Raw genomic sequence first — 18298 nt, forward strand, 5'->3', positions numbered from 1 at the left:
ACAATCAACAGATATTTATGATCGTAAATGAATAATGTCTCATTTATTTACATTATTGTTTGTGTTTAATATCTAAATAAGCACTTTTGTAAACAGAGTGCTGCAAATATTGCCTTGATAACCATGTCAAGAAAAACTTGACGCACACTATCTATATAAAGTTGTTGACAGTGTTACCTTTTTTAGTTAATATAGAGATTGTCTTGTTTTAAGCGAATGCGCCTATGGTGAAATGGATATCACGCGAGATTCCGGTTCTCGTATTCCAGGTTCGAATCCTGGTAGGCGCGCCATACATTAACAAATGACAGCTGCACAGATAAACTTGTGCAGTTTTTTTATTGTTAATACGGAACTATAGGGGAGGTAAAAGGACCTGCACATGGTTAAATGGAGAGTGGGCTATCGAACGTTAAAGACGGCCATTGGTGCCGCCCTGGCTATTTTTATTGCCCAGCTGCTGGGATTAGAATTTTTTGTGTCAGCGGGGATTATTACGGTTCTCTGTATTTCGGTGACGAAAAAGGAGTCCTTGCGGGCCTCCTGGGAAAGAATTGTTGCTTGCTTGATCGGCCTCGTCTTTGCCAGTGTCTTATTCGCAGGATTAGGGTATCACCCGTTGACCATTGCTTTACTATTTGCTCTCTTTATCCCCACGGCTGTCAGCTTCGGGTTGGAGCGTGGGATTGTAACGAGTGTCGTGACAATGCTGCACCTTTACATATACGGGAGTATAACCACTGCATTGTGGATCAACGAGCTTTTGTTGATTACAATTGGTGTTACCGTTGCGTTAGTAATGAACAGTTATATGCCAAGTCTGGAAAAGACGTTAGTAGGGAAGCAAGCAGAGCTTGAGGATCGTATGAAACAAATTTGGAAAGAATATTCCCTGTATTTACGGGAAGGTGAGTCGGCATGGGACGGGAAGGAAATTACGCAGGCGTCCGCCATTGTTAACACAGCTAAAGGAATGGCATTGAAAACAATGGATAATTATTTTCTTCGCAACGAAGATTATTTTTACCATTATTTTCGGATGCGTGAGAAGCAGCTCGATGTCATTGAACGAATCCTGCCATTTATTTCGACGCTTGACCGGACTGTCGTCCAGGGAGAGAAAATGGCTGAGTTTATGGATGAATTAAGTGATGCTATCTCCCCTAACAATAAAACGGAGTACTTTCTTAACAAATTAAGTGACCTGTCAGGTGAAATAAGAAATATGGCCCTCCCCGGAACACGAGAAGAATTTGAAGTACGATCTGCTTTATTCTACATTCTGCATGAATTAGAGAACTATCTGACTTTAAAAAAAATGTTCAAGCCAGATCCAAAGCGAACGGACCGGGTGTTGCGGAAGCGATTGCATAAAGAAAGCCAATAAAGAGATAGTAATAAATAGATGTTAATTTACTAATAAAGGGCGTCATACGATGAAAATTTTGCTGGCTTTTTGGATGCTTTCGTCTGTATTATGGCCGCTGAATCTAGAACCTGTTGCAGGGGATCCATATATTATTATTAATAAACAGACCAATGAGCTTATTTACATCAAAGAGGGTGAAATTGTCAGCCGTTACCGCGTAGCGACAGGAAAAGAGAAATCCCTCACGCCGGAGGGTGAATTCACCGTTACCGTGAAAGCAATCCGTCCGTATTACCGTAAGCTTGATATTAAAGGCGGCGATCCGGATAATCCGCTTGGCAGCAGGTGGATTGGTTTTGATGCGGAAAACACGAATGGTCGCATCTATGGGATTCATGGAACGAACCGGCCGTCATCGATCGGTCATTACGTATCCAATGGGTGTGTCCGTCTTTTGAACGAACATGTCAACGAATTGTTTGAAAAAGTTGAGATAGGAACAAAGGTCTGGATTGGAACAACCCCTAAAACAGCTCAGCAAATCGCGAAAGAAAGAGGCGTGCTGTTTGACAGTAAGCCCCTTTATGTAGAAGAAGACTTAAAATCGTTGTAAAAAAAACTCGCCGGCTGGGGCGAGTTTTTTCGTTGATGCAGGACGAACTGGCTTTTTTAGAAAAAAGTTGCAGCTCCAGTAAGCAAACTTCCTACAACTAATGTTATGATCATAATATAAACGATAGTTTTTTGGAGTTTTTTCGGCATGTTTTCCCCTCCGTGCTAACAAGCTTTATCTCTATTTTAAAGCTTTTCGCTTAAAGTCTCAACCGCTATTTGTATGCAAGTACAGGGGAGGCCGTTTCCTTCCAAAAAGAATACATAAAAGTGAGGATGAAGATAATGAAAGAAGCACCGAAAAAAATTGATCACATTGGAATCGCTGTCAAATCAATCGAGGAGCATTTGCCTTTTTATGAGGAGGTTCTCGGTCTTACTCTTTTAAAAGTCGAAGAAGTGGAATCCCAAAAAGTGAAAGTAGCATTTATCGAAATTGGATCTTCGAAGCTTGAATTGCTTGAGCCGCTTGCTGATACAAGTCCGATCGCTTCGTTTATCGAGAAAAAAGGCGAAGGGATCCATCATATTGCACTCGGTGTGTCCGACATTAATCAACGCCTGGAAGAAATTCGACAGGATGGTATTCAAACGTTAAGCGAGGAAGCTTACAAAGGGGCAGGCGGTGCTGATGTAGCTTTTCTCCATCCTCGTTCAACAGGCCGAGTATTGTATGAGTTTTGCGAGAAAAAATAAAAAGGACGTGCCAAAGGTTAGTAGAGACAGGAGGACAAATCGATGATTAAGGAAGATCGTCTCGTTCAGGAATTTATGGAACTGGTCCAAGTGGATTCAGAAACAACGAAAGAGAAAAAAATCGCCGGTGTACTTAAGAAAAAGTTTGAAGAATTGGGTCTGAGCGTTGTGGAAGATGATGCCGCAAGCACGACCGCTCATGAAGCGGGCAACCTCGTTTGTACGTGGGAAGGAACAGCAGAGAGTGCGGAAACGATTTACTTTACATCGCATATGGATACCGTCGTGCCTGGTAATGGGATCAAACCGTTTCTGAAAGACGGTTATGTGCAGACAGACGGCACGACCATCCTCGGTGCCGATGACAAAGCAGGAATCGCTGTGATGCTTGAATGTATCCGGGTAGTTAAGGAGCGTAATATACCGCACGGGACGATTCAGTTTGTTATCACGGTCGGTGAGGAATCCGGCCTTGTCGGTGCGAAAGCGTTAGATGAAAGCCTGTTACAAGCAACATACGGGTATGCGTTAGACAGTGACGGTGAGATAGGTGACATTATTGTCGCGGCGCCAACACAGGCACAGATCGGGGTTACGATTAAAGGGAAGACAGCGCATGCTGGTGTCGAGCCGGAGAAGGGCATATCCGCCATTACCGTCGCAGCAAAAGCGATCGCGAAAATGCCGCTTGGCCGTATTGACAAGGAGACAACAGCGAACATCGGCCGTTTTGAAGGCGGTTCACAAACGAACATCGTGTGCGACGAAGTGAAGATTCAAGCGGAAGCACGCTCTCTCATCGAAGAGAAAATGGAAAAGCAAGTAGGGAAAATGGAAAAAGCGTTTAAGGATACAGCTGCTGAGATGGGAGCAGAAGCGGAAGTTGACGTAGAAGTAGTCTATCCCGGTTTTAAGTTGAATGAAAAAGACCAAGTTGTGAAAACGGCGATGCAAGCTGCTAAAAAGGTTGGCCGCACTCCGCGCTTACTTGAAAGCGGTGGTGGCAGCGATGCCAACATTATCAGCGGTTACGGGATACCAACCGTCAATTTGGCAGTTGGTTATGAAAACATACACACGACGAATGAAAAGATCGCCGTTGAAAAGATGGTGGATTTAACTGAATTAGTTGTGGCGATTATCGAAGAAACAGTATCCGCATAAGAAAGGGATCATAAAGTGAGCACCGCATCCTGGAACGGGAAAGTTATTTTTCACGTTGATATGAATGCTTTTTACGCATCTGTTGAAAGAGTACATGACCCTGGTCTAGAAGGGGTACCACTCGCGATAGCTGGAAATCCAAAAGAACGCAGAGGCATCGTCGTAACGGCGAGTTACGAGGCACGAGCGTTCGGTGTGAAAACAACGATGTCCGTCAGGGACGCATTGAAAAAATGCCCGCACTTGGTCATTCGCCCTCCTGATTTTGATAAATACCGGGCGGCTTCGGCGGAGATGTTTCAACTGCTTGAGGACTATACTCCATTAGTGGAGCCTGTCTCCATTGATGAAGGATATATGGATGTTACGGCTTCTTTTAAAACCGGCAAGTCGCTCGTCCTCGCACAAGAGCTCCAAAAGCGTATTAAACGAGACCTGGGGCTTAGCTGCAGCATTGGGATTGCCCCTAACAAGTTTTTAGCGAAAATGGCAAGTGATATGAAAAAGCCGATGGGAATCACGGTTTTGCGTAAGCGGGAATTACCGCAAAAATTATGGCCGCTCCCAGTCGAGGAGATGCACGGTGTCGGCAGGAAAACAGCAGCAAAGCTAAATGGAATGGAAATTTATACCATTCGAGACCTAGCGCTGTATTCGGGGATTGCCTTGAAGGCACGTTTTGGATTAAAAGGTAAAAAGCTTCATGAGCGTGCCAACGGGATCGATTATCGCGAGGTGGACCCCGAGGCTGCAAACGACATAAAAAGTGTCGGAAGCTCGACGACGTTAGCCGAAGACGTGACAGCGAAAGCGGAACTTTTGAAGGTGATCACCTATTTAGCGGAAAAAACGGCGGACCGGATGGCGAGGAAAAACGTTTGCTCGCACACCATTCAATTGACGATTCGCTATAGCGACCGGAAAACAATCACCCGTAGTAAAAAACTGGTAAATCCGTTTTTTTCTGCTGAGGAAATCCAGAGACAAGCTGTCGATTTATTAGAAAACTATTGGAACGGGAACCCTGTCCGCTTGCTTGGCATTACGGCTCTTCACGTTATACCGAAGCAGGAAGCTTATACACAACTTGATCTTTTCTCGTTTTTGAAATGAATAAAATGAACAGGCCGCCGCAGGAGATGCAGCGGCTTTTTTTACATAATTTCGGTCGCAAGTCGGATAAATATTGTTTCACTTTAACCGATATTATAGGCAGAGAGTAGGAGCGGGGTGAGAAATATGCAGCATGTTACCAATACGCCTTTAAGTCAAGCGCGGGAAAAACCGCTGTCTTTGAAAAGCGGGGATATGATTCGAGGCACGATAATAGAGCGCAAAGAAAATAATGAAGCAGTAATCCGAACCGGCGGTGTAAAAATGGACGTTCATTTTAAAGGGGACGTGCCAAAGGATGATAATGTAGCCCTGCAAGTAATTGGAAAGAAAGAGGGACTAGCAGTTGTACAAGCTGTGGACGCAGAACAAAAAGCTGCAACGAGAGCCGGTACAGAAAAAGCTTCAGCTGCTGCTTTTCTAAAGAGTGCAGGTATCGCCCGCCCGTCCGATCAGCTGCTAACAGCGACAAAGACATTTATGAAACAAGAGATACCGTTGTCCAAAGGAGCGTTAGAGGGGCTCGAGCGGTTTTTGGCAAGAGCAAGCGGTACGGCTGCCGAAAAAGCAGCGACGGTAGAGGCAGCAGCGGCTAAACGGATTGCTATAACTGAAAGCAATTTAACGCATATCCATGAAAGTTTACACGGAAAAGGTGCCCATGAGTTTGTGAAAAACCATACGGGCGATCGTCTGACAGTCCCGGATGATCTCCAGGAAGCGGTCAAGAGTGCTGTCGAAAAAAGCACAAGCCAAAGCCAGCCGCTAAAAGAAATCATCCATAATGTCAGCAGGCACTTGCAAGAAGGCGCTTCTGCAGCAAATGTGAGACAAACGATCCGAGATCAGATTCTCCCACATCAAGAGTTAACAGCCGAGCAGGCTGCCCGTATCGAGAAAGCGCTACGAGAAGCTGACGTTCTTCAAAAGGCTGGTATCGAAAAGCTCCAGCAAGCACTGCGACAGGCAGAGAACGACATAACGGGTGTGAAAATGACCGAAAGCAGGACCGGCAGTACAGCACAACTCGTAAACGAGCTGCTGCAAAATATCGGGAAAGCGGGGTCACTTCAGGCACGGCTAGAGCGTTTTTTTTCCGAAAATAATACAAGCGACAAAACGACTGAGATGATTCTTAAAGCAGCAAAACAAACAGGGCAGCTTCAGGAGGCGGGGAATGCTCGGCTTTTGCAGGCGATTCTTGAAGTGGAGGCAAGTCGAGAGACCGTCTCTTTTGAGCCATATAAAAAGACTCTGTTGGAAGAGCCGGACATTCATAACGTGTTGGAGAAGCTGCAACGAGACTTACTCCCGAGAATCCCGGAAAATCAAAAAGAAACGGCAACGGACCAAATTAAGCGTGCGGTGGGACTTGCAGGGGAAGGGAAAGAAATAGCCGCTCGCAAGCTCGCGTACGAAACATTGGAAGGTTTAGCTGAAACGAAGGCCAGCGCAAGTTATACAGCGGATGAAGCCTTGCACAGCGCTGCTTCACTTTCATCAAAGCAACTCTTGGAGACACGAATTACAGAGAAACTTGCCGATGTTGCCGCTTCCTTTCAGCAAGTAAAACGAAATACGGTGCACCAGCTGCAGCAAACGTCTCACTTGCTCGAGCAGAATAAGCAGGCCGCCCCGCAGGCAAAACAAGTGTTAGAAGCGGCGATTAAGCAAATCGACCGTACGCTTTTAAGAAGTGATGTTATGTTGTTTACGGACATGAAAACGGAGCGTAAGATGCTGCAGTTAAGCGGGCAATTAGCCGAAGCGAAGCACTTGCTTGAGCGCGGTGACCTTCGGGGAGCACGCACAGTTGTCAAAAATGTCCAGGAATCCGTAGAACGTTTACAGTTTAAACCGGCAGAACAGCGGGTTAAACATTTTGTTACGAAGGAAGAAATACTTTCGTCCGGCGGGATAAAGACCGCGGTCCAGCATGTTACCGAGCAAGCGTGGTACGCGACGCAAGAACCGTCAGCGCGGCAGCTCTTTGAACTGATCCGGGCACTCGGGTTAAACAGGGAAAGTGAAATCAGCCAAATGCTCGCTTCCCAAGGAAAAGAACAAAATAATGCTTCGAACCATCAAACTCATAATCTCAAAGAAGCTCTGCTCCAACTGTTGAGAAATGAAGATAGCGGCAGTAAACTGCACCAGCAAGCGAACCAGGCACTCGCAAATGTAACAGGACAGCAGCTCCTAAGTAAAACGGACCAGGGACAAGTGCCGCAGCATTTGTTATTCAATCTTCCGCTGCCGCTGAAGGAGAGTCAAGAACAGCTGCAAGTTTATGTGCAATCACGTGAATCAGGCGGTCAGCTTGATTGGGAAAACTGTGCCCTATACTTCATGATCGAGACTCCGGTGCTTGGTAATATCGGGATAGTGATTCAATCATCGGAGCGACAATTATCGATTACGTTAAAAAACGACCTGCCCGGTTTTTCCGATGTGATGGGGCCGCTTGTTGAAAAAACGACGAATGCGATCAGCGAGCTTGGCTACGACATTCATGACATTCGCTATCAGCCTTTTCAACGGGAAGAAGGCGTGGGCGGACAGGCCGATGCGGGGGAAACGATTTTACCGGTTCAGACAGAGGAAGGATTTGATTACAAAATATGAGGCTTTCTCATTATTACAACCAAAATCAGCGTAAAGCGAAAAACGGTCCGACTGCGGCCGTAGTGAAATATGACAGCGATGAAGCTCCGCGCGTGACGGCGAGCGGGAGGGGAGAGGTTGCGGAACATATTTTGGAACTGGCGAAAAAACACGATATCCATATGCAGGAAGACCCGAGTCTCGCCGCAAGCCTTCTCGATATGGATTTGGGTGAAAGCGTCCCCCCACAGTTATATTCCGTCATTGCAGAAGTCCTGTTATTAATTGAGGAAATGGAAAAAAACTATTAAGCTGCCAGCTTTTTAGTCGATATTATAGAAGAAGTCTATCATCCGAAAGGAAGAAAAAGATGGCGTTTTTATCAGAGGAAATGCTTCAAAAAAAATCATCTCAAGAACTGACGATGCTTTTATATGAAGCTTGTGAACGTAACATTGAAGAAGCGATCTCTTTTATTAAGAAGAGAGACTATATAAGTGCGAACCAAAAGCTGCAGCGGGCAATCGACATTTTAGAACGTCTCGGTGTCGGCCTTAACTACGAAGCAGGTATTATCGCGGATGAACTTGATAGTTTATATAATTATATGAGTGAACAGTTAATGGCGGCGAACGTGAAAAAGGACAGGAATGCAGCAGAAAATGTTTTAGTTATCTTACGTAAGCTCTCACGTTCCTGGATAGAAGCAATGCGTACGCAGACAGACAAACAGTCGCAAGTATCGCGCAGACGTACCAACGCCTACGAACAAAATGTACTATACGAGAAATAACGCAAGGGAGATAACCTGATGAAAATAAATAATAATATTCAAGCGTTAAATGCCTACCGAAATTTAAGTCAAAACCAAAACCTCGTCTCTAAAAATTTAGAAAAGCTGTCTTCCGGGCTCCGTATTAACCGTGCCGCGGACGATGCGGCCGGACTTGCGATCTCAGAAAAAATGAGCTCCCAAATCCGCGGCTTAAAACAAGCCGAACGGAACGCGATGGACGGCATTTCCTTAATCCAGACCGCAGAAGGTGCGATGCAGGAAATCCACTCCATGCTCCAGCGCATGCGCGAACTCGCCGTGCAATCGTCGAATGACACGAACACACAAGAAGACCGCGATCAAATCCAGAAAGAAATCAATGCACTGATCGAAGAAGTCGACAGCATCTCCGAAAAATCCGAATTCAACACCAAAAAACTACTCGACGGCTCCAGCGCGTATTTTTCACGGTTTGTCGAAGGCGAAGCAGGGATAGAACCCAATGGCGCCAATTTGGTGTCAGCTCCCATAGTCACAGGTAACACTGCCAAATCAGGAGAATACACACTTGAATTTAAATCAATTACTAGTAAATTTGAGATAGAGGATAATGAAAGCGTAGGTTTAAAAACTGCAGATATTTCGCTGACAAATGAAACAGAGCTTGGGGAATACGTGATAGAAGTAAAAGATTTCAAAGATAACGGCACTGACTATGAAGGATCTATCGAAATCACAGGCCCTGATAATAAAGTAACGTCAACAGATCTTCAAAATGCAAATGGTGATATACTAACTGTCGGAGATATACAACTATCTTTGGGTAATATTTCAAACAGTGGGACAGTAACACTAAGTGCTGAAACAGAGGTGGGAGTAAATCTTTCATTGAATAATGTACCCCTATATGAAGACGAAAAATTAACTATAAGTGGAACTGTTAGTTCGGATGGAAATTTTAATAAAGGAACATTTGAGTTAGCTGGTATCAGATTTGATTTAAATGAAAAGACGGTTGAAAATCAAACGTCTACTTTTGAAATTGCAAATAATCGTCTTGCTTTTCAAATCGGTCCGAATAGTGAGCAGCAGGTGCTGGTGGATATTCCACCGATGGACGCTGAGGAGCTCGGTATTAACGGGCTTAGTGTGGGGACACACGAAGAAGCCGATGCGGCCATTACGAAATTAGACGCAGCGGTTAATAAAGTATCGTCAGCGCGGGCGAAGCTTGGTGCCGTACAGAATCGCCTTGAGCATACCATTAATAACCTTCAGGTGACGCACGAAAATTTAACGTCTGCCGAGTCGCGGATCCGTGATGCCGATATGGCACTTGAAATGACGGAGTTCACGCGTAACAATATTATTAATCAGTCGGCAACCGCCATGCTCGCGCAAGCCAACCAGCTCCCTCAAGGGGTTCTTCAACTGCTTCAGTAAAAGGATCGTGTTGTGGTAAACTAGATGAAGGACATCCCGTAAAGGTCGTGAGGTAAGTGGATATTCAACGAGTTATGGAAACGGGGCTGACAAGACCTGCTGCTAAGACGAAAGAAGCAGCACGGACAAGCACCACATTCACAGAAATTATGGCACAGAGGCGTCAGGAAAAAGCGTATGAACGATTTACGCAAATGATTGATGACATTGAAGACCAGGGAAAAGTATTGGCCGAATCGCGGACAGCGGAAGAGTTGCGGAAATACAAGCAGCTCGTAAAAGATTTTCTCCAAGAAGCTGTCGATCATGGGCTTAGCCTGGAAGAAAAACGTGGTTTCAATCGTCGGGGACGCACGAAAGTGTACAAAATTGTCGAGGAAGTGGACCGTAAGCTCCTTGATCTAACTAATGCTGTATTGGAAAAAGAGAAAAGCGGGATTGGGATTCTCGACATGGTAGGTGAAATAAGAGGACTGCTTGTTAATGTTTATGCATAAAAGATACGAGAAGAGAAACCGCTTATATCAAGCAGCGGTTTCTTTTTTTAGGTTTTTTACGAGGGCTGCTTGGTGATGGCAATAAAATTTTATCCTTAACGCAAAGCGAGAATGATTAAGCATCTGCATCCTGTGGAAAGTATGATAGAGTACGACAAACGAAGAGGAGACGGAGGATAGTATGAATGACATGGATCATAGTCACTTGCAGAGGATCCGTCTGTTGCTCTTGTTTGGATCATTATGCGGGGCAGGGCTGTTCCTTGTTGTAGGATCTTGGATAGACGAATCCTTCCTTATAAAAATGGATCACCGTATTATTGCAAATTTAGAGCCGATGTATGTGGAAGGCATGGTGGGTTTCTTTTCTTTTCTCACTGGGTTCGCTTCCGTTGCTTTTACCAGCTTTGTCACGGCATTTAGTAGTACGCTGCTTATATTGTTTGGCAAGGTAAAAAGAGGAGTAGTGCTAGCAGTTGCTGTTGGCGGGGGCGGGTTGGCGAACTATCTCATCAAGTCACTGTACGAACGGGCTCGTCCTGAGATTAATCCTCTTATTGAGATAACGGGTTTTAGTTTTCCGAGCGGGCATGCGATGAATGTCATTTTATTGTACGGCACACTTGCTGTCTTTAGTTGTCGCATGCAGTTGTCTCTTATGGTTAAAAGCTTATTGGTATCTGCTTGTGCCTTGCTTATCCTTTTAATCGGGGTAAGCCGGGTGTTCTTAGGTGTTCATTATCCGAGTGATATACTGGCAGGATTTCTCGCAGGAGGAGCGTGGCTGACAGCTGTTTTGTTTGCTGCTTCTTTTTTTAATAAAAGAGAGAAGGTAAAAAATTGAACTGCTTCTTTTTTCGTAACGACGCCGTAGGATACCAATGGTGTCGTTATTTTCGTTCCAGCACCCTTTTACAACGTCACAGGTAACCAATGAGGTTGCTATTTTCGAATTGTACGCGTTTGACGTCGTCATAGGTGCCCAATGGCGTCGTTATTCTCAGATTGTGATGATTTCGCGACGTCACAGGTCTTCAATGGGGTTGCTATTTTGGGATTCTAATTATTTGACAATGTCATAGGCATCCAATGAAGTTGTTATTCTCGGATTATCGCCAATTCGCAACGCCATAGGTCACCAAAGAGGTTGTTATTTTCGGATTGTGATTATTTCGCGACGTCATAGGTCTTCAATGGGGTTGCTATTTTGGGATTCTAATTATTTGACAACGTCATAGGCATCCAATGAAGTTGTTATTCTCAGATTATCGCCAATTCGCGACGCCATAGGTCACCAAAGAGGTTGTTATTTTCGGATTGTGATTATTTCGCGACGTCATAGGTCTTCAATGGGGTTGCTATTTTGGGTTTCTAATTATTTGACAACGTCATAGGCATCCAATGAAGTTGTTATTCTCGGATTATCGCCAATTCGCGACGCCATAGCCACTCAATGGCGTCGTTATTCCCGGATCATCATCATTTTGCGACGTTATAGCTTCACTTCACTGTCGTTATTTTCATGATTGCGTATTTTCATGGCTTCATCCATTTCAATGCTCACGAAGGGCTCCGCATCCCTCTCTTCACGGCACACTTACTGTGAAAATCTTGGCGCATACTGTCTTCTTTCGCACATAGTCAAAAAAAATCTCTTATGCTATACTTAGTTACAACATTTTATTGGTATAATGGGATAAATCTAGTTGAAAAAGTGGGGGAATCGTGGTGGCTTCTCAAGTAAAATTATTCGATACAACGTTGCGTGATGGAACACAAGGGGAAGGGATCAGCCTCTCTGTCGACGATAAACTGAAAATTGCAGCTAAATTAGACCAGCTTGGGGTTCATTATATTGAAGGTGGCTGGCCCGGAAGTAACCCGAAAGATATGAATTTTTTTGAGCGGGTCAAGGATCTAAACCTTGAACATGCAGTAGTTACAGCATTTGGTAGTACGAGGCGGCCGAATATCAAGGCGGAAAGCGATCCGAATTTAAACAGAATACTGGAAAGCGGTGCGGAAGCGGCAGCGATTTTCGGAAAAACATGGGATTTTCATGTAACAGAAGCCTTGCAGACAACGTTAGAAGAGAATGTGAAGATGATATATGATTCTGTGCGTTACCTGAAGGAAAATGGCTTAGAAGTCATTTTTGATGCAGAGCACTTTTTTGACGGATATAAACATAATGGAGATTATGCTCTCCAGACGATCAAAGCAGCTGAGGAAGCAGGTGCTGATTGTGTGGCTCTTTGTGATACGAATGGCGGCTCACTTCCTTCCGAGATAGCGGATATCATTCGAACGGTGAAAGAAAAGGTGACCATTGCGGTTGGTATTCATGCCCATAATGACGGCGAGCTCGGTGTTGCGAATACGCTTGAAGCGGTTAAAGCCGGTGCCGTGCACATTCAGGGTACGTTTAACGGATACGGGGAGAGATGCGGCAATGCCAATCTCGTATCTATCATCCCCAATTTACAGTTGAAAATGAACATTCCGTGTGTAACAGAGGCACAGCTCCAGCAATTAACGGAAGGCTCCAAGTACATTCATGAGGTTGCCAATCAGACACCTCCAAACGGACAACCTTTTACGGGAAAAAGCGCATTCGCGCATAAAGGCGGCATGCATGTGAGCGCTGTCTTGAAACACCCGGAAACTTACGAACATATTGCCCCAGAGAATATTGGAAATGAACGACGAGTACTTGTCTCAGAGCTTTCGGGGCAGAGTAATCTGCTTTTTAAAGCAAAAGAGTTGGGCCTCCCGATTGATAAAGGAGACCCTGCGATTAAAGCCACGATCGAGCAGATGAAAGAGATGGAGCATAAAGGGTATCAGTACGAAGCAGCCGAGGCGTCGTTTGAACTGCTGATCAGAAATGGTCTTGGGGAAAATCATGACTATTTCGAGCTCGAGCATTTTAATATTATTACAAATAAAGAAAAAGAAGATCGTTTCACATCAGAAGCAATTGTAAAAATGAAAATCCAGGAACAGACCGTCATTACCGCGGCAGAAGGGAACGGCCCTGTTAATGCACTGGATCATGCGCTTCGTAAAGGGATTGGCGAATATTATCCGCTTGTCCATGAAATGTATTTGTCTGACTACAAAGTAAGAGTGCTGGATGAAGCGAACGCAACAGCATCCACTGTCCGAGTATTAGTGGAATCTTCGAATGGCAAAGAAACGTGGAGTACGATTGGTGTCTCTCCGAATGTGATCGAAGCGAGTTGGCATGCACTTGTAGACAGTATCCGTTATTACTTTATGAAGCATGCAGATCGCTTACAAAAAGTAGAGCCAGTTCCGGCAATGCCGGAAGCGAGCGTAAAGAATCATTAAAAAATAGCAGAGCTGAGGGGATAAAGATGGGAGAAAAACAAGTAGAAAGTAGAGAAGAAGGTTACTTTGGTGATTTCGGAGGTATGTTCGTTCCCGAGGAGCTTCAAGCAGTGCTTGGTAAGCTGGAAGAAGCGTTTTTGACATACAAGGATGATCCGGTATTCATAGAAGAATACAATATGTATTTGCGAGAATATGTCGGCCGCGAGAATCCACTCACATATGCAGAGCGTTTGACGAAAAAATTAGGCGGAGCGAAAATTTACTTAAAACGGGAAGACTTAAACCATACCGGTGCGCACAAAATTAATAACGTAATCGGACAGATTTTGCTTGCCAAACACATGGGAGCAAAAAGAGTTATTGCCGAAACTGGTGCGGGTCAGCACGGTGTCGCCACTGCCACTGCCTGTGCCATGATGAATATGGACTGCACGATTTACATGGGAAAAGAAGATACGCGGAGACAGGAACTGAACGTTTTCCGGATGGAGCTGTTAGGGGCTGAGGTCGTTGCTGTTGAAACAGGCGGCGCTCGTTTAAAAGATGCGGTCGACGCAGCGCTCCAAGATTTGGTGGAAAACTATCAAACTACTTTTTATTTGATCGGCTCTGTCGTCGGGCCTCATCCTTTTCCGACAATGGTGCATCATTTCCAGTCTGTGATTAGTAAAGAGTCAAGGGAGCAGGTTTTGGCCAAGGAAGGCAGGCTTCCTGATGCAGTTGTCGCGTGTGTCGGCGGCGGCAGTAATGCAATCGGCTCGTTCTCTGCTTATTTAAAAGACGAGAGTGTCCGCCTCATTGGTGCAGAACCGTTAGAAGCGGCAACGATGACGAAAGGGACTCCTGCTGTTCTGCACGGATTTACCAGTCTTTGTTTGCAAGATGAAAACGGGGACCCGCTGCCGACGGATTCGATCGCAGCCGGCCTGGATTATCCAGGAGTCGGACCCGAACATAGTTATTTGAAAATATCGGGCCGCGCGGAGTATTTTACGGTGACGAAACAGGAAGTGCTTGATGCATTCCAAGAGCTCTCACGGACGGAAGGGATCATTCCTGCCCTTGAGAGTGCCCATGCCCTTGCACTTGTTGCTAAATTGGCGCCTGAGATGGATAAAGATAATATTATTATTGTCAACTTATCCGGCCGCGGAGATAAAGATGTAGCCGAAGTGAAACAACTTCTTGAACAAAGAGCTGAATAAGCAAAGAACCTCCCGTACGTAACGAAACGGCGGGAGGTTTTCTCTGTTAATTGACTTCGCGTACGTTGAGACATACTGGCTTGGGAGCATAATAATCGGACGGAGATCGATACATTTTTACCCTAGTGTGACGACGGTTCCGTTATTTAAAAAGGACACGACTAAAATAGCCAGTATAAAACAGTATAAAGCAAAGTAAATTAAACGTCCTTTATTCAAGAAGTTAATGAGCCAGACAATACCGAGCCAGGACGTAACGAAAGAAGCGATAAACGCGACCAAGAGAGCAGAGGAGCCAATAGCAGCGAGTGCCCCTGAATTTAAATCCCCGATCGCAAGCACGGATGATCCTAAAATAACCGGTATCGATAGTAAAAAGGAGTAACGAACAGCTGTCGTACGGTCCAGGCCTGCATACAGAGCAGCGATCAAGGTGCTTCCAGAGCGTGATATCCCGGGAAGAACTGCGAGGGTCTGGGCAAGCCCGACGACGATTGCATCTAAGAGTGTCATTTCTTTTTCAGTCCGGCTTCCAACCTTATGAAAACGTTCAATCAAAATTAAAAAGAAACCTGTGGCAGCTAGCGCGGAAGCAATAAAGACGGGAGTTTTTATGGAGTCCGCAAGAATATCCTCCAAAAAAATCCCTAAAACACCCGTGATCCCGGTCGCCACAATAATGTAAATAGAAAAAAAGAATTCAGGACGGTCTTGTGGCCGCCGCTGTGCGATATAGCGAAAAAACGTTTGCAGTAAGTGAAAGATATCTTTTCGGAAATAAAGGATAACAGCTAAAATAGAACCAAGATGCAGAATAACTTCAAAAGATAATCCAGGAAAGGAATACCCAAATAGCAGTTGTGCGATGATTATGTGAGCCGTGCTCGAAATGGGAAGGAACTCCGCAATCCCTTGCACTACTCCAAATATAAATGCTTCCACAATACTCAATACGTGTCACTCCTCTTTCTATGCCCGTAATCCTCCATTAGTTTACCAGAACCGCCTTATGCTGAGAAGGTACTATTCTCCTTCTCTTTTTAGGGCGGCATCGCCATTCAAGGATTAACCATATATCTATGCTAGAATGAACGTGTCTGCATTTTGCCTATAACTTGAGAACAGAGAGGAAGATATGAAAGTGAATCGAAAGGTCGTCACGAGTCTTATTTTAATAGTAGCAGCGGCCGCTATTTTATTTGTCGTATTTACGAATCTATCCGTCTCAAGAGTCGGAACCGAGAAAGGAGACATTGCCCCGGATTTTACACTGCCCATGTACAATGGCAACGAAGGATCTCTATCTAACTATGAGGGCAATGTTGTCATTATGAATCTATGGGCCTCGTGGTGTGATCCGTGCCGACGAGAAATGCCGGAATTAATGAAGCTTCATCAAGAGTATAAAGACAAAGGCGTTACGGTTGTTACTGTTAATATGAACTCTTATGAACGGACACAGGAAGAAGCTGAAAAGTTTGTGAAGGAACACGATATGGAACAAACTCCGGCTATGATCGACGAAGAGGGGGAGGTTGCTGATCTATATAATCTCCAGCTGCTTCCAACGACGTATATCCTTGATGAGAACAGAAAGATCGTGGATAAGATTGCCGGTGAAACGAATTTTGAGCAGCTTGAAAACAAGATAAAAGAACATCTCCGATAAAAGCCTTTTTCATGTTGGAGCCTTGCTTTACGTAAACTGTAAAGAGGTGAAATGTATGTATGCGGAGCAGATGGTACGCGTTGAAGGAATTCTGGAGGAAGATAACTCTATCCAAAAGCTGAGAACGGATGGTGGGTTACGGAAAGCTATTTTATATAAGGCATGTTCTCCATCTGTTCGTGTCGGGGATACCGTAAAAGTTAACGTGACAGCCGGCTTGCTCCAGCTCGGAACAGGTGGGTGGGACATCGTCATTGCAAGCGCCGGCCACATGTACCAGCAAGAAGGGAAAGGCCATATAATGAAAGCGCGTTATACGTCTTGCCAGCATAGCGTTCTGGCCGTGGATGCCCCGGAACATCCAGACCATTATCTTTTTCATGACACTTTTCAAATCACCGAAAAACCTGTCATGTTGGCGGAACTTCATAGTATGCTCCCGATTATGCTCGGCACTTTTTTAATGAAAAAGAGTAATGTACAGATTGGCGTCATTCTCTCAGACGAAGCCTCTCTCCCAGCCGGACTAAGCGATCATATGCGAATATGGAAAAAACACCCCCAAGTCCATGTCGTAACGACAGGTCAGGCTTTTGGCGGGAATGAAGAAGCGGTGACGATTCCGAATGCGCTCTTGTGGCTGTTCAAGAAAAAGGCTGTGGATGTTTTCATTATTTCGATGGGTCCTGGAACAGTCGGCACTGCTACCCCGCTCGGTTTCAGCGGAATGGCGTTAGCGGAGTGGGCTAATATAACAAGCTCTCTTGGAGGGAGACCTATATGGGTCCCGCGTGTTTCCTTTCAGGAGAAAAGAGAGCGCCACTACGGCATAAGTCATCATACACTCACACCACTTTTACGGTTTGCACACGCCCCTTCCACCCTGGTCTTGCCGAAGCTGACAGCTCAAAACCAGCAAGTTATCGAAAAGCAGCTTTTAGAAAAACACGTCCAGTCCTCCCAACATGATGTACATGTCCTCAATGTAGAAGAATGGCTGCAGGAATGGAAAGCATGGTCACTCACCTATCCGCTGCCTATCCGAAAAATGGGGAACGACGTAAAAAGGGATCCAGACTATATCAAAGGGGTGCTTGCTCCGGTAAAGTATGTGCTGGAAGATATCATATAAGGGATACAGCCTAAGAAACAGGAGGAGTTTAGAACATGAAGCTAAACGAAGAAACGATTCACAAAGAAACGCTCTACGAAGGAAAAATAGTAGATTTGCATGTACACGATGTGAAGTTACCTAATGGAAGCCAGAGTAAACGAGAGATTATTACACATCCAGGGGCTGTTGCGATAATAGCCATAACACTGGAAAACAAACTAGTGATGGTGAAACAATTCCGAAAAGCGTTGGAAAAAGAGATCATCGAAATTCCAGCAGGAAAGTTAGAAAAAGGTGAAAAACCGGCGGAAACCGCCAAGCGGGAACTGGCAGAGGAAACAGGGTACATAGCCGATGAACTTGATAAAGTCCTGTCTTTTTACACATCCCCTGGCTTTTCGGATGAAATCGTTTATCTCTATGAGACAGCTGTCTCGGAAAAAGGCGGGACAGCGACAGATGAAGATGAATTTGTTGAAGTGATGGAAGTGACTGTAGCGGAGGCAGAAAAAATGATAGACAACGAAGAAATACATGATGCTAAAACAATCTTTGCCGTACAATATATAAAAAGCCGTTTGCCATAGAATGTCTATGAACGAAAACGCTCCCCTTAAAGAATGGGTAATAGAATGTCTTTCCTGCTCATAGAGTATTATATGTTCACATAGCAGGGAGGC

General features: G+C 44.9%; 18 protein-coding genes and 1 tRNA gene. 17 read left to right on the forward strand and 2 right to left on the reverse strand.

The features are described 5' to 3' along the window. The first annotated feature begins 218 nt into the window (after positions 1-218). The 3 genes from LOR49_RS14735 to LOR49_RS14745 all read left to right on the forward strand — a co-directional run bounded on the left by LOR49_RS14735 (position 219) and on the right by LOR49_RS14745 (position 1982). A tRNA-Arg gene (locus tag LOR49_RS14735) sits at positions 219-293 on the forward strand. Positions 294-382: 89 nt separating this feature from the next. Then, the gene (locus tag LOR49_RS14740) at positions 383-1387 is read left to right on the forward strand and encodes an aromatic acid exporter family protein (RefSeq protein ID WP_240377614.1); all 1005 of its coding nucleotides are present in this window, start codon (positions 383-385) and stop codon (positions 1385-1387) included. A 49-nt stretch (positions 1388-1436) separates the two neighbouring features. After that, on the forward strand, positions 1437-1982 hold the full coding sequence (locus LOR49_RS14745) for a L,D-transpeptidase (RefSeq protein ID WP_240377616.1): 546 nt from the start codon (positions 1437-1439) through the stop codon (positions 1980-1982). 56 nt (positions 1983-2038) lie between these two features. Here LOR49_RS14745 and prli42 read toward each other — a convergent pair whose 3' ends face one another. After that, the gene (gene prli42 / locus LOR49_RS17770; protein WP_420830488.1) at positions 2039-2131 is read right to left on the reverse strand and encodes a stressosome-associated protein Prli42; all 93 of its coding nucleotides are present in this window, start codon (positions 2129-2131) and stop codon (positions 2039-2041) included. 135 nt (positions 2132-2266) lie between these two features. On the opposite strand from prli42, the gene mce reads away from it, so the two are divergent. The 11 genes from mce to trpB all read left to right on the forward strand — a co-directional run bounded on the left by mce (position 2267) and on the right by trpB (position 14835). Next, positions 2267-2677 carry a methylmalonyl-CoA epimerase gene (gene mce / locus LOR49_RS14750; RefSeq protein ID WP_240377618.1) on the forward strand — a complete coding sequence of 137 codons (411 nt, stop codon included), beginning with the start codon at positions 2267-2269 and terminating at the stop codon, positions 2675-2677. A gap of 42 nt (positions 2678-2719) precedes the next feature. Continuing rightward, on the forward strand, positions 2720-3841 hold the full coding sequence (locus tag LOR49_RS14755; RefSeq protein ID WP_240377619.1) for a M20/M25/M40 family metallo-hydrolase: 1122 nt from the start codon (positions 2720-2722) through the stop codon (positions 3839-3841). A gap of 15 nt (positions 3842-3856) precedes the next feature. Further along, positions 3857-4954 (forward strand): DNA polymerase IV, encoded by a 1098-nt coding sequence (locus LOR49_RS14760; RefSeq protein WP_240377621.1) that lies wholly within the window; start codon positions 3857-3859, stop codon positions 4952-4954. A gap of 126 nt (positions 4955-5080) precedes the next feature. Then, positions 5081-7579, forward strand: coding sequence for a hypothetical protein (locus LOR49_RS14765; protein ID WP_240377623.1), 2499 nt, complete (start codon positions 5081-5083; stop codon positions 7577-7579). Then, positions 7576-7869, forward strand: coding sequence for an EscU/YscU/HrcU family type III secretion system export apparatus switch protein (locus LOR49_RS14770; protein WP_240377625.1), 294 nt, complete (start codon positions 7576-7578; stop codon positions 7867-7869). The genes LOR49_RS14765 and LOR49_RS14770 overlap by 4 nt, the downstream gene beginning before the upstream one ends. Positions 7870-7928: 59 nt before the next feature. After that, positions 7929-8351, forward strand: a complete 423-nt coding sequence (gene fliS, locus LOR49_RS14775) for a flagellar export chaperone FliS (protein ID WP_240377627.1) — start codon at positions 7929-7931, stop codon at positions 8349-8351. 18 nt (positions 8352-8369) lie between these two features. Further along, positions 8370-9776, forward strand: a complete 1407-nt coding sequence (locus LOR49_RS14780; protein WP_240377629.1) for a flagellin N-terminal helical domain-containing protein — start codon at positions 8370-8372, stop codon at positions 9774-9776. A 56-nt stretch (positions 9777-9832) separates the two neighbouring features. Further along, positions 9833-10273, forward strand: coding sequence for a YaaR family protein (locus tag LOR49_RS14785; protein ID WP_240377631.1), 441 nt, complete (start codon positions 9833-9835; stop codon positions 10271-10273). Positions 10274-10454: 181 nt separating this feature from the next. Continuing rightward, on the forward strand, positions 10455-11117 hold the full coding sequence (locus LOR49_RS14790) for a phosphatase PAP2 family protein (protein WP_275899696.1): 663 nt from the start codon (positions 10455-10457) through the stop codon (positions 11115-11117). Positions 11118-12001: 884 nt separating this feature from the next. Further along, complete coding sequence (gene cimA, locus LOR49_RS14795) at positions 12002-13627, forward strand: citramalate synthase (protein ID WP_240377633.1); 1626 nt, start codon at positions 12002-12004, stop codon at positions 13625-13627. 26 nt (positions 13628-13653) lie between these two features. After that, positions 13654-14835, forward strand: a complete 1182-nt coding sequence (gene trpB, locus LOR49_RS14800; protein WP_240377635.1) for a tryptophan synthase subunit beta — start codon at positions 13654-13656, stop codon at positions 14833-14835. 117 nt (positions 14836-14952) lie between these two features. Here trpB and uppP read toward each other — a convergent pair whose 3' ends face one another. Next, positions 14953-15777 (reverse strand): undecaprenyl-diphosphatase UppP, encoded by an 825-nt coding sequence (gene uppP, locus LOR49_RS14805; protein WP_338021154.1) that lies wholly within the window; start codon positions 15775-15777, stop codon positions 14953-14955. 199 nt (positions 15778-15976) lie between these two features. On the opposite strand from uppP, the gene LOR49_RS14810 reads away from it, so the two are divergent. The 3 genes from LOR49_RS14810 to LOR49_RS14820 are packed head-to-tail and all read left to right on the forward strand — an operon-like array spanning position 15977 to position 18205. Continuing rightward, positions 15977-16504, forward strand: a complete 528-nt coding sequence (locus LOR49_RS14810) for a TlpA family protein disulfide reductase (RefSeq protein ID WP_240377638.1) — start codon at positions 15977-15979, stop codon at positions 16502-16504. A 55-nt stretch (positions 16505-16559) separates the two neighbouring features. Then, the gene (locus LOR49_RS14815; RefSeq protein WP_240377640.1) at positions 16560-17636 is read left to right on the forward strand and encodes a DUF3866 family protein; all 1077 of its coding nucleotides are present in this window, start codon (positions 16560-16562) and stop codon (positions 17634-17636) included. A gap of 35 nt (positions 17637-17671) precedes the next feature. Further along, a complete protein-coding gene (locus tag LOR49_RS14820; protein WP_240377641.1) occupies positions 17672-18205 on the forward strand; it encodes an NUDIX hydrolase in 534 nt (177 codons plus the stop codon). Positions 18206-18298: the final 93 nt, after the last annotated feature.

This window comes from Bacillus piscicola (assembly GCF_022458745.1).
In the GTDB taxonomy this organism is placed as follows: domain Bacteria; phylum Bacillota; class Bacilli; order Bacillales; family Marinococcaceae; genus Alteribacillus_A; species Alteribacillus_A piscicola.

Coding starts and splice junctions, on each gene's coding strand:
- LOR49_RS14740 (WP_240377614.1), top strand. CDS start 383: ATGGTTAAATGGAGAGTGGGCTATCGAACGTTAAAGACGGCCATTGGT.
- LOR49_RS14745 (WP_240377616.1), top strand. CDS start 1,437: ATGAAAATTTTGCTGGCTTTTTGGATGCTTTCGTCTGTATTATGGCCG.
- prli42 (WP_420830488.1), bottom strand. CDS start 2,131: ATGCCGAAAAAACTCCAAAAAACTATCGTTTATATTATGATCATAACA.
- mce (WP_240377618.1), top strand. CDS start 2,267: ATGAAAGAAGCACCGAAAAAAATTGATCACATTGGAATCGCTGTCAAA.
- LOR49_RS14755 (WP_240377619.1), top strand. CDS start 2,720: ATGATTAAGGAAGATCGTCTCGTTCAGGAATTTATGGAACTGGTCCAA.
- LOR49_RS14765 (WP_240377623.1), top strand. CDS start 5,081: ATGCAGCATGTTACCAATACGCCTTTAAGTCAAGCGCGGGAAAAACCG.
- LOR49_RS14770 (WP_240377625.1), top strand. CDS start 7,576: ATGAGGCTTTCTCATTATTACAACCAAAATCAGCGTAAAGCGAAAAAC.
- fliS (WP_240377627.1), top strand. CDS start 7,929: ATGGCGTTTTTATCAGAGGAAATGCTTCAAAAAAAATCATCTCAAGAA.
- LOR49_RS14780 (WP_240377629.1), top strand. CDS start 8,370: ATGAAAATAAATAATAATATTCAAGCGTTAAATGCCTACCGAAATTTA.
- LOR49_RS14790 (WP_275899696.1), top strand. CDS start 10,455: ATGAATGACATGGATCATAGTCACTTGCAGAGGATCCGTCTGTTGCTC.
- trpB (WP_240377635.1), top strand. CDS start 13,654: ATGGGAGAAAAACAAGTAGAAAGTAGAGAAGAAGGTTACTTTGGTGAT.
- LOR49_RS14815 (WP_240377640.1), top strand. CDS start 16,560: ATGTATGCGGAGCAGATGGTACGCGTTGAAGGAATTCTGGAGGAAGAT.
- LOR49_RS14820 (WP_240377641.1), top strand. CDS start 17,672: ATGAAGCTAAACGAAGAAACGATTCACAAAGAAACGCTCTACGAAGGA.